Annotated in this window: 9 protein-coding genes; 7 read left to right on the top strand and 2 right to left on the bottom strand. The window is 74.2% G+C overall.

Annotation, left to right across the window (positions count from 1 at the left end):
* The first annotated feature begins 311 nt into the window (after positions 1-311).
* Both VK640_14715 and VK640_14710 read left to right on the top strand, forming a co-directional pair.
* The gene (locus tag VK640_14715; protein HTE74433.1) at positions 312-1,037 is read left to right on the top strand and encodes an alternative oxidase; all 726 of its coding nucleotides are present in this window, start codon (positions 312-314) and stop codon (positions 1,035-1,037) included.
* A gap of 66 nt (positions 1,038-1,103) precedes the next feature.
* Complete coding sequence (locus VK640_14710) at positions 1,104-2,033, top strand: PAC2 family protein (protein ID HTE74432.1); 930 nt, start codon at positions 1,104-1,106, stop codon at positions 2,031-2,033.
* A gap of 353 nt (positions 2,034-2,386) precedes the next feature.
* On the opposite strand, the gene VK640_14705 is transcribed toward VK640_14710, so the two are convergent.
* Positions 2,387-3,079: a hypothetical protein gene (locus tag VK640_14705; protein HTE74431.1), complete on the bottom strand. Its 693-nt coding sequence runs from the start codon at positions 3,077-3,079 to the stop codon at positions 2,387-2,389.
* Between the two features lie 59 nt (positions 3,080-3,138).
* Between VK640_14705 and VK640_14700 the strand changes: the two genes are divergently transcribed.
* The 3 genes from VK640_14700 to VK640_14690 all read left to right on the top strand — a co-directional run bounded on the left by VK640_14700 (position 3,139) and on the right by VK640_14690 (position 6,233).
* Positions 3,139-4,218 (top strand): glycoside hydrolase family 3 N-terminal domain-containing protein, encoded by a 1,080-nt coding sequence (locus VK640_14700; GenBank protein ID HTE74430.1) that lies wholly within the window; start codon positions 3,139-3,141, stop codon positions 4,216-4,218.
* A 75-nt stretch (positions 4,219-4,293) separates the two neighbouring features.
* A complete protein-coding gene (locus VK640_14695) occupies positions 4,294-4,518 on the top strand; it encodes a hypothetical protein (protein ID HTE74429.1) in 225 nt (74 codons plus the stop codon).
* Between the two features lie 362 nt (positions 4,519-4,880).
* On the top strand, positions 4,881-6,233 hold the full coding sequence (locus VK640_14690; protein HTE74428.1) for a DEAD/DEAH box helicase: 1,353 nt from the start codon (positions 4,881-4,883) through the stop codon (positions 6,231-6,233).
* Here VK640_14690 and VK640_14685 read toward each other — a convergent pair.
* The gene (locus tag VK640_14685) at positions 6,133-8,541 is read right to left on the bottom strand and encodes a SpoIIE family protein phosphatase (protein HTE74427.1); all 2,409 of its coding nucleotides are present in this window, start codon (positions 8,539-8,541) and stop codon (positions 6,133-6,135) included. The two genes, VK640_14690 and VK640_14685, sit on opposite strands and share 101 nt — an antisense overlap.
* Before the next feature lie 52 nt (positions 8,542-8,593).
* Here VK640_14685 and pgm point away from each other — a divergent pair, with 52 nt between their 5' ends.
* Both pgm and VK640_14675 read left to right on the top strand, forming a co-directional pair.
* Positions 8,594-10,234: a phosphoglucomutase (alpha-D-glucose-1,6-bisphosphate-dependent) gene (pgm, locus tag VK640_14680; protein ID HTE74426.1), complete on the top strand. Its 1,641-nt coding sequence runs from the start codon at positions 8,594-8,596 to the stop codon at positions 10,232-10,234.
* Positions 10,235-10,319: 85 nt separating this feature from the next.
* Positions 10,320-11,249 (top strand): LLM class F420-dependent oxidoreductase, encoded by a 930-nt coding sequence (locus VK640_14675; protein HTE74425.1) that lies wholly within the window; start codon positions 10,320-10,322, stop codon positions 11,247-11,249.
* Positions 11,250-11,253 lie beyond the last annotated feature (4 nt).

Here is an 11,253-nt window from a genome sequence, read left to right as displayed (position 1 = left end):
GATCCCCCGGCCCGAGGCCCCCCTGCCTCGGGCCCGGGACCGCACAAGGCCCCTCGACCTCATGCGTCGAGGGGCCTTGTCACGTGTGGCTGCCCCCGATGTAACCCGACATTCCCTGCGAACCCGCTCGCGACACGCCGGGACGCCAGGCCGGACCGTCGCGCCGGGTGCTGCCGCGCGCCCCGTCGTGGTGGTGACCACACCCCCGACCCGCCAGGGAGCACGGTCGTCGCGGCGGCGCCGCCGGACAAGCCTGAGGACGTACCCGAGACCACGTCCTCGACAGGGCCACACAGACGGAGACCGCCGCCATGACCATGCTCATCGACATCCCGACCCAGCGCACCGCCACCGACCTCTCGCAGGACACCCACGGTGACCCGCCCAAGCTCAGCCACGACGAGCTGCTCCGGGTGCACGCCGAGACCCTCGCCGCGCCGCGCCGCCGCTACAGCCTGGTGTCGAAGGCGATGTTCCTGCAGATGGACCTGCTGTACGGCCGCAAGATGACCCTCGAGAAGTTCATGGTGCTCGAGATCGTGGCCCGGGTCCCCTACCAGACCTGGGAGACCGCGTCCTACAAGCGGATCACCCGCAACCACCGGAAGGTCGGGCTGGCCCTGCGCATCTTCGACCGGCTCAAGGAGTTCCGCGCCCAGCAGGACAACGAGCAGTGGCACCTGCTGGTCCTGTCCGAGCTCGTCGAGCGGTCCGGCCGCAGGACCGGGGCGCTGCGCTTCCGGTTCCTGCCCAAGGTGATGGCCTTCACCTGGTGGAACATCTGCTGGGTCATGTACGCCGTCAAGCCGGGCTGGAGCCACCGGCTCAACGCCGACTTCGAGGACCACGCCGAGCACTCGTACGCCGAGCTGGTCGAGGCCAACCCGGAGTTCGACGTGACGCCGTACCAGAGCCAGCTGTGCGCGGAGTACGGCTCGTTCGAGTCACTCGGTGACCTCTTCCGCCAGATCGGCCACGACGAGCGCTGCCACAAGCGCGAGTCGGAGCAGCACCTGCTGCAGCCTCGGGTGCAGTAGCCCGCTGCCCGGCGACCGCCCGGGTGCGAGGATGACGGGGTGCTCGACCCCCGCGACCTCTACGAGCTGCACGGCACCGGCCCGGCGGACCCCACGTCCGCGGGGCCGGTGCTGCTGCACGTCTTCACCGGGTTCATCGACGCCGGGCAGGCCGGTTCGCTGGCCCGCGACCACCTGCTGGCGACCCTGGAGCACCGGCCGCTCGCGACGTTCGACGTCGACCGGCTGCTCGACTACCGGTCCCGGCGGCCGCCGATGGTGTTCGTCGAGAACCACTGGGAGTCCTACGAGGACCCGCACCTGGTGCTGCACGAGGTGACCGACGCGGCGGGGGCGCGCTTCCTGCTGCTCGAGGGCGCCGAGCCGGACATCCTCTGGGACCGGTTCGTCGACGCGGTGCGCGGACTGGTCGAGGCTTTCGGCGTGCGGCTGACGATCGGCGTCCACGGCATCCCCATGGGCGTCCCCCACACCCGGCCGACCTCGGTGACCGCGCACGCGACCCGCGCCGAGCTGGTGGCCGGGCGTGACCCGTGGGTGGGCACGGTGCAGGTGCCCGGGGCGGTGACCAACCTGCTCGAGTACCGCCTCGGGCACCACGGGCACGACGCCATGGGCTTCGCGGTGCACGTGCCGCACTACCTCGCCCAGTCCGACTACCCGGACGCCGCGGCAGCCCTGCTGGAGAACGTCGCGGCGGCCACGGAGCTGACCCTGCCGACCGGCCCGCTGCGTGCGTCGGCCGAGGCGACCCGGGCCGAGCTCGACGAGCAGGTCGCGGGGTCGACCGAGGTCGAGGCCGTGGTCCACGCGCTGGAGCAGCAGTACGACGCCTACGTCGCTGCCCGGGGTGGTGACGCGCCCGGGGACGACCAGGGCCTGCTGGCCGGCCGCGGCGGCTTCCCGACGGCCGACGAGCTGGGTGCCGAGCTGGAGCGGTTCCTCGCCGAGCAGCGGGGCGGCGAGCAGCGGGGCGACCGGCCGCCGGAGGGCTGAGCCGGGTCGTCGAGGTGGCTCAGCCCTGATCGTTCGCGACATCCGGCCCACCGACACGCCGCGACACGCCGCTCGGCAGCGGCACGAACGTCGCAAACGATCTTCGTGAGGCCGCGCCGAGGGCGGCGGGCGCTTCCACGGAGACGTCGGCCCGCTGGACCGAGCGGACTGGTGAGTGGGGTGCCGGGCCGGGAGCGCCTCACGGCGCAGGGCCGCTCGAGGCGGCTTCACATGGGACCCGGGGCTACCGCGGCCCGGCACCCTCACCGGCTCCCGGAGGAGCCGCGGACCAGTGTGACAAACGGGCGGGCACCTCGCCAGTGCCCGTCCACACCCGGGCGCGTCGCCCCGCCTCAGACCAGGTCGTGGGTCCGCCACAGGGCGGCGGCCGCCTCCAGGTCGTCGGCGGTGTCGTGCAGGGCTGCGGACGAGCGGGTGAGCGCGTCGGCGGCGACCGGGTCGGTGTCGTCGGTGTCATGGGCCCGGACCACCCGACCGGCCACCACGACCCGGCAGAAGGCCCCGGCCCGCTCCAGTGCGACGTCCAGGTCGCCGGCGAACACGCCGTGCAGCACCTGGTCGAGCAGCACCTGCAGCGCCTCGGGCGTCGGCGGGTCAGCCACCCCGGCGACCACGTGCGACACCGCCGCGGCCGAGCGCCCGGCGGTGAAGTCGGCCGAGGCCTCGAACGGGGTGTTGCGCACCCACTCGCGCAGCGCGTAGAGCCGCCACAGCGCGCCGGGGAGCGACCGGGCCGGCCGGTCGGCCCACATCTCGGCCACCGTGTCGAGACCGACGTCGTCCACCAGAGCCACGAGGCGCGCCCGGGCCGACTCGTCGGTCGTCGCCCGCCCGGCCTCGACCAGCAGCGAGGCGGTGGTGTGGGCGGCCTCGGCCAGCTGGGCCGGGTCGGGCGACCCGCCGATCGATTCGAGGGCGACCTTGCCCAGCAGGGCAGGACGGCGCGGGTGGCCCGACCGGCCGGTCTGCGCCGACTGCGCCGAGCGCCCGCTCCCGCCACGGCCCGAGGCCGGTCCGTACGTCACGCCACGATCCTCGCACCGCCCCGCTCCATCACGTCGCAGGACCACTACGGTCGGCGTCCGTGCTCCCCTTCGTCCCGGCTGCTGCCGCCGCCGTCGTCGCCGCGGCGCTGCTGCCGGCCGGGCCGGTGGCGTCCACCGCCGCCGGGCCCGACCCCTCGAGCTGGGCCGACCGCCGGCTGGCTGCCCAGCTCACGATCAGCTGCGTCGACATGTCCCACCTCGGCCGGGCCGAGCGCCACGCCGCCGCGGGCATCGGAGCGGTCACCCTGCTCGGCACCCCACCGGCGAACCTGCGCGACCGGCTGCGCGACGTGCAGGACGCTGCCCCGACCAGGGTGAAGCCGTTCGTCGCCAGCGACGAGGAAGGCGGTCTCGTCCAGCGGCTACGGCGGGTCATCTACCGCCTTCCCTCCGCCGAGACGATGGGCACCTGGCGGGCGGCCCGGGTCCGCCGGACCGCGCACGACTACGCCGACCGGATGCGCCGGCTCGGTGTCCGGATGGACCTGGCGCCGGTGGCCGACCTCGAGCTGCCCGGCGGCTACATCGCCGCGCTGGACCGGGCGTTCGCCCGCGACCCCGACCGGGTGGCCCGGATGGCCCGCGCCTGGCGCCTCGGCATGCAGGACGCCGGGGTCGCGACGGTGATCAAGCACTGGCCGGGGCACGGGGCCGCCGGCGACTCGCACACCGGCCCGGCGCGGGTGCCCCGGCTGAGCGTGCTCGAGGGGCGCGACCTGGTCCCCTTCGGGCGCGAGCTGGCCGACGGGGCCCGGGTCGTCATGGTCGGGCACCTGCTCTCGGCCGGGCTGACTCGCGACGGGATCCCGGCCAGCCTGTCGCGGCACGCGCTGCACTACCTGCGGCGCAGCGCCGGCCCGGACGCGGTGATCATGACCGACTCGCTGGCGATGGCCGCCGCCAGCAGCTCGCTCGGCATCTCGCCGGCGCGGGCCACGGTCCGGGCGCTGCGGGCCGGCGCCGACTGGGCGATGCCCTGCGACGCGGGGCCGCTGCGCGCGGTGCGGGCCGTGACGGCCGCGCTGGCCGACGGCCGGCTCCCCCGCGCCCAGGCCGAGGCGTCGGCGCGCCGGGTCCTCGACCTCAAGCAGCAGTGGGGGCTGGCGCCACCGGCCTGACGTCCGTACGTCGCGCCGACCCAGGCCTTGGGCACTTCGGGGCGCAGTCCGCCCGGTGTCCGGCACGATGGCCGGGTGAGCGCCGTCAGCGAGCTCCCTCTCGTCGACCACCACCGCCATGGCACCGTCTCGACCCGCTCGACCGGGGCGCGAGGCACTGGTCAGCGAGGCGGCCGCGCCTGGGCGGTGGCACGGCTTGCTCGAGAAGTACGTCGCGGGGTCGTCGACGGGTCGTGGTCGGCCGGCGACGCCGAGCGGATCGCCCGGATGGTGACGAGCGGCAACGCCCGACGCGCCTAGGCCTGGCCGACCCGGCCCAGTGACCACCGACACAGCGCAGGTGGCGAGCGGGAGCCACGACCACCGGTAGACTCGTGATCACGACGGCGGCCGATCGGTCGCCACTCCCGCGGGCGAGCTGCCCGCGTGGTCGTTCCACGAGACGAGCTCCCACCACATCGGTGGCGCAGCCCTCCGGCGCGGCCTCAAGCCCCGGAGACCACATCCGTATGCCTTCCGCCCGTACGCCCGCACGACCCGACAGCCGCCCGAACCGCCCGACAGCAAGCCGCCCCGGCGGCCACGGCGGCCGGCCCAGCCCCAAGCGCTCCGGCAGCAAGGGAGGCCGCAGCGCCGGTCGCTCGTCCGGCTCGTCCGCCGCGGTGCAGACCCGCGCCGCGGACCGCGAGCTCGACGCGTGGTTCGAGAAGGCCGCTGCGGCCGCACCAGCGCCGACGGAGACGTCATTCGCCAAGCTCGGCCTTCCGCAGAAGCTGGTCACGGCGCTCGAGCGCCGCGAGATCCGCACCGCCTTCCCGATCCAGGCCGCCACCCTGACCGACACGCTGGCCGGGCGCGACGTGCTCGGCCGGGCCAAGACCGGCTCGGGCAAGACGCTCGCCTTCGGCCTGCCGATGCTCGCCCGCCTGAGCGGCCACCGCGCGCAGCCCAGGGCGCCGCGCGGGCTCGTCCTGGTGCCGACCCGTGAGCTCGCCGTGCAGGTGCGCGACGCTCTCGAGCCGCTCGGTCACGCCGTCGGCGTCAAGACGGTCGCCATCTACGGCGGCGCGTCGATGGGCCGCCAGATCGCCACCCTCGAGCGCGGCGTCGACCTGGTCGTCGCCACCCCCGGACGGCTGCTGGACCTGATCGAGCGGCGCTCGTGCCGCCTCGACGAGGTCGAGGTCTGCGTCCTCGACGAGGCCGACCACATGGCCGACATGGGCTTCCTCCCCGACGTCCGCCGCCTCCTGGACATGACCCCGGCCACCACCCAGCGGATGCTCTTCTCGGCGACGCTGGACGGTGCCGTGGGTCAGCTGGTCCGTGACTACCTCACCGACCCGGTCGCGCGCGCCGTCGACGCCGCGGAGTCGCACGTGTCGACGATGGAGCACCGCGCGCTCGTCGTGTCGCTGCAGCACAAGGTCGACGTCCTCGGCGAGATCCTCGCCCGACCGGCCCGCACCCTGCTCTTCGTGCGCACCAAGCACGGCGCGGACCGTCTGGTGAAGCAGCTCGGCCGGATCGGCGTCCACGCACAGGCCATCCACGGCAACCGCACGCAGGGGCAGCGCCAGCGCGCGTTGGACGCCTTCTCCAGCGGGCACTCGCGGGTGCTCGTGGCGACCGACGTCGCCGCGCGCGGCATCCACGTCCCCGACGTCGACCTGGTCATCCACGCCGACCCCCCGAACGACCACAAGGACTACCTGCACCGCTCGGGCCGCACTGCCCGCGCCGGCGCCAACGGCGTCGTGGTGTCGGTGCTCGCCCCGGACCAGGTCCGGCCGGCTCAGCGCCTCTTCGACCGGGCCGGCGTGCAGGTCGCACCGGTGCCGGCCGGCCCCGGCTCCGAGGAGGTCCGCGAGCTCGCCGAGTCCGGCGAGGCGGTGGTGGTCACCGCGGGCCCGGTCAGGGAGCGGTCGGAGGGCTCGTCAGGTCCAGCTCGAACCAGACGACCTTCCCGTCACCGCGGGGCGCCGTCCCCCAGCGGTCGCTCAAGGCGTCCATGAGGGGTACGCCCCTGCCTGACTCGTCCAGCAGCCCCTTGCCGCCGGTGACCAGCCCGCGGCTGGTCTCGTCGGACACCTCGACCCGGAGCCGGTCCGGGTAGCGCCACAGCTCCAGCCACACCCGGCCGTCGGTGTGCCGCAGCGCGTTGGTGACGACCTCCGAGACCAGCAGCACGCAGGTGTCGCGCAGCTCGGCCAGCTCGGGATCGGTGACGAATGAGGCGATGGCGTCCCGCGCCGCCCGGGCCGCCCGGGGGTCGCTGCGGTCGACCGAGAACCGGGCGGTGACCGCGGCGAGCCGCTCGGGCGGCCGGTAGCGCACCACCAGCACGGCCACGTCGTCGGAGCGCCGGCCCTCGGGCAGCGATGCGGCCATCAGGTGGTCGGCCAGGCCGTCCAGGTCCTCCACGTCCGCGGCGGAGAGCACCTCGGCGAGGGCGTCCAGCCCGACGTCGAGGCTGCGGCTGGAGTCCTCGACCAGACCGTCGGTGAAGAGGACCAGCACGTCGCCGTCCGCGACGTCCCACTGCTGGGTGGCGTACTCGTCCTCCGGGGCGACGCCGAGGGGCGCGCCCACCGGTGCCGTCAGCGCCTCGACGGCACCGTCGGAGGCGCGGCGCAGCGGTGGCGGGTGCCCGGCCAGGGCCACTGTCGCCCGGCTGGACCGCACGTCGACCGAGATGTAGCAGCAGGTGGCGAACAGCGACGGGTCGATGTCGCTCATCAGCCGGTTGGTGCGCGACAGCACCGCGGCCGGCTCGTGGCCCTCGGCGGCGTAGGCGCGCAGCGCGTTGCGCAGCTGGCCCATCACCGCCGCGGCCTGCATGTTGTGACCCTGCACGTCGCCGATGACCAGGCCGACCCGCTCGTCCGGCAGCTCCAGCAGGTCGTACCAGTCGCCACCGACACCCATGCCGTCGGTCGCCGGCTCGTAGCGGGCCGTGCCGACCGCCCCCGTGGGCTCGGGCAGGACCCGCGGCAGGAGGTGCGACTGCAGCTCCGCGCTGAGGGTGCGTTCGGACTCGCGCAGCCTCGCCCGGGCCAGCGTCTGCGCGATCAGCCCGCTGAGCCCGACGAGCAGCGACTGCTCGTCGGCCGGGAAGTCGTGCTCCTCGGCGAAGCTGATCGTCAGGCTGCCCAACGTGCGCCCGGACACGGTGAGCGGGAGGAAGGCCCAGGCGTGCTTCTGGGAGGCCTCCACGGTCTCCAGCAGGTGCGGGAAAAGACCGAGGTAGGCCGTCCGGGACGGCAGGAAGAGCGGCCGGCCGGTCCGCAGCACCTGTGAGATAGGGGTCGCCCCGTCCAGTGCCAGCACCGCGAGCATCTGGACCGCTCGCTCGTCGTAGCCGGCGTGCCCGGCCAGCCGCAGCCGGCCGGCCTCGAGCAGCGACACCAGCATCCCGGTCGCGCCGTAGGCCGGCAGGACCATCGTCGCGACCGTCTCGATGACGTCGCCGAGGCCTTCCGCCTCGGCCAGGGCCGCCGTGTAGGCCAGCACCCGGCGGGCCTGCTCCGGCCGGGTCAGGTCGCGGCCCTGGGCGAGCTCGGCAGCGCGCACCGCGGTGACGTCGGTGGCGAACATCGACACACCCCCGGTCCCGCCCTCGGAGGGCACCACCCGCAGCTGCCACCACCGTTGGGTGGCGACGACGTACGTCGTCAGCACCTGCGGCTCCCCCGTCTCGACCGCCGCGCGCACCACCCGGTCGTGCCCCTCGCCGACGAGCACCGGCCAGGCGACCCACAGCAGCGAGCCGACGACCTCCTGGCCGGCGCCGATCAGCGACTCGGCGTTGCGGTTGAGGTAGGTGACCCGCCACCCCCGGTCGACCGCGACGAACGCGTCGGCCATGTGCTCGAGCGTGCGGGCCACCGTGTCACGGGCGAGCCGCAGCTCGGTCGAGTCGCGGGCCACCCCGAGCAGCCGCCACGCCTTGCCGTCGGTGCCCGGCAGCACCCGTCCGTGCGCCTCGATCCAGCGGACCGACCCGTCGCGGTGCCGGACCCGGTACTCGGCGGCGTACTCCCCGCACGTCTCGATCGCGCGCTGCACCGCCTCCTCGGTGGCCGGCACGTCGTCGTCGACGAGCGTGGACCAGAAGGTCGCGATCCGGCCGTCGAAGGTCGCCGGGTCGATGCCGAACAGGTAGCAGATCTGCTCGTCCCACACGAGGTGGTCGGCCCGGACGTCCCAGTCGAAGGTGCCGACCGCGGCGGCGGTCATGATGAGGTCGAGCGGCACCCGCCCCTGGGCAGCCGGCTCCCCCGGCCGCCCCGCCGCTCCCCAGCGCCGCACGGGCTCGGACACCGCCACCCCACCTCCCCGACCTCGGCCCCGGAAGTCTGACACGCTGGCGGGCATGAGCCAGCACCCTCGCGCCGGCCAGCCCGCGCAGCCGTCGGACCTCGTCGACGTGGCCGCCCTGGTCACGGCCTACTACACCGAGCAGCCCGACCCGTCCGTGGCGGAGCAGCAGGTCACGTTCGGCACGTCGGGGCACCGCGGGTCGTCGCTGGACCGGGCCTTCAACGAGGGGCACATCCTGGCCACGACGCAGGCGATCTGCGAGCACCGGGCGGCGGCCGGCGTGACCGGGCCGCTCTTCCTGGGCCGGGACACCCACGGCCTGTCGCAGCCCGCGTGGGCGACGGCGCTCGAGGTGCTGGCCGCCAACGACGTGACGGTGCTCGTCGACAGCCGCGACCGCTTCACGCCGACCCCGGCGCTGTCGCACGCGATCCTGCGGCACAACGAGGGCGGCGCCGGCCCGAAGGCGGACGGCATCGTCGTCACTCCGTCGCACAACCCCCCGCGCGACGGCGGGTTCAAGTACAACCCGCCCGACGGTGGGCCGGCCGGCAGCGACATCACCAAGGTCGTGCAGGACCGCGCGAACCAGATCCTGCGCGACGGCCTGCGCGACGTACGCCGCACGCCGCTCGACCGGGCCCGCGCGGCAGACACGACCGGGACCTACGACTACCTCGCCACCTACGTGGACGACCTGCCGTCAGTCCTCGACATCGACGCCGTCCGTGACGCCGGGGTGCGGATCGGCGCCGACCCTCTCGGCGGTGCCAGCGTCGACTACTGGGGTGAGATCGCCGAGCGGCTGCGGCTCGACCTGACCGTGGTCAACCCCGAGGTGGACCCCACGTGGCGGTTCATGACGCTCGACTGGGACGGCAAGATCCGCATGGACTGCTCGTCGCCCTCAGCGATGGCCTCGCTGATCGGCAAGCGCCATGCCTACGACATCGCCACGGGCAACGACGCCGACGCCGACCGGCACGGCGTCGTCACACCGGACGGCGGGCTGCTCAACCCCAACCACTTCCTGGCGGTCGCGATCGAGTACCTCTACGCGCACCGCGACGGCTGGCCGGACGGTGCCGGCATCGGCAAGACCTTGGTGAGCTCGTCGATGATCGACCGGGTGGCCGAGTCGCTGGGCCGGCGGCTGGTCGAGGTGCCGGTCGGCTTCAAGTGGTTCGTGCCCGGCCTCTTCGACGGCTCGGTCGCCTTCGGCGGCGAGGAGTCGGCAGGGGCCAGCTTCCTGCGCCGCGACGGCCGCGTCTGGACGACCGACAAGGACGGCATCCTGCTCTGCCTGCTCGCCTCGGAGATCCAGGCGGTGACCGGAGAGTCGCCCTCACAGCGCTACCGGTCGCTGACCGAGCGGTTCGGCGACCCGGCCTACGCCCGGGTGGACGCCCCGGCGACGCGCGAGGAGAAGGCGGTGCTCGGGTCGCTGTCCCCCGAGCAGGTGACCGCCACAGAGCTCGCCGGCGAGCCGATCAAGGCCCGGCTGACCGAGGCGCCGGGCAACGGGGCCGCGATCGGCGGGCTCAAGGTGACGACCGGGTCGGCCTGGTTCGCGGCCAGGCCGTCGGGCACCGAGGACATCTACAAGATCTATGCCGAGAGCTTCCGCGGGCCGGACCACCTGGCGCAGGTGCAGGACGCCGCCCGCGAGGTCGTCTCCGCCGCCCTCAAGTGATCAACTGTGCGTTGACACACCTGCGCCTCGGCGTGTCCGGTGTGTCGACGCACACTCGACGATCGAGGACGGGCGGGTGGGACCCATGCTCCTGCGGGTGATGACCGAGCCGCAGGAGGGCGCCACCTACGACGACCTGCTGCGGGTGGCGCGAGCGACCGAGGGCCTGGGTTTCGACGCCTTCTTCCGCAGCGACCACCTGCAGCGGATCGCCGACGGCGACCCCGGTCCGGGCTCCACCGAGGCGTGGGTGACCCTGGCCGGGCTGGCCCGCGAGACCTCGCGGATCCGCCTCGGCACCATGGTGTCCTCGGCGACCTTCCGGCACCCCGGGATGCTGGCGCTGACGGTGGCCACGGTCGATGCGATGAGCGGCGGGCGGGTCGAGGTCGGTCTCGGCAGCGGCTGGTTCGAGAGGGAGCACCGGTCGTTCGGTCTCGACTTCCCGCCGGTGACGGAGCGGTTCGACGTGCTCACCGAGCAGCTCGAGGTGCTGACCGGGCTCTGGCGCACCGGGCCCGGGACGACGTACTCCTTCTCGGGCCGCCACCACTCCCTCGTCGACAACCCGGTGCTGCCTCGCCCGGTGCAGCAGCCGCACCCGCCGGTCATCGTCGGTGGCAAGGGCAAGCGGCGCACGCCGGAGCTCGCGGCACGCTTCGCCGACGAGTACAACGTGCCGTTCGACACCCCTGAGGTGATCGCCGCCTGCTTCGACCGGGTTCGTGCCGCGTGCACCGTCGCGGGTCGCGACCCGGCCACGCTGGTGCTGTCGGTGGCGCAGACGCTGGCCGTGGGCCGGGACGACGCGGAGGTACGTCGTCGAGCCGACGCGATCCCGGCCAACCCGGACGAGCTTCGGGTGGGCGGGCTGGGCGGGACGGTCGCCGAGGTGGTGGACAAGATCGGACGGCTGGCCGACCTGGGCGCGACCCGGGTCTACCTGCAGGTGCTCGACCTCACCGACCTCGAGCACCTGGAGCTGGTCGCCGCCGAGGTGGCCCCGCAGCTCTGAGCGC

This window comes from Actinomycetes bacterium (genome assembly GCA_035489715.1).
Classification (GTDB): Bacteria; Actinomycetota; Actinomycetes; order JACCUZ01; family JACCUZ01; genus DATHAP01.
The sequence above is the reverse complement of the archived record's forward strand: the minus strand, read 5'-3'. Positions and strand labels throughout refer to the sequence as shown.

Bases quoted from the DNA above. Each gene is read 5' to 3' on its own strand.
- VK640_14715 (HTE74433.1), top strand. From the start codon at position 312: ATGACCATGCTCATCGACATCCCGACCCAGCGCACCGCCACCGACCTC.
- pgm (HTE74426.1), top strand. From the start codon at position 8,594: ATGAGCCAGCACCCTCGCGCCGGCCAGCCCGCGCAGCCGTCGGACCTC.
- VK640_14675 (HTE74425.1), top strand. From the start codon at position 10,320: ATGCTCCTGCGGGTGATGACCGAGCCGCAGGAGGGCGCCACCTACGAC.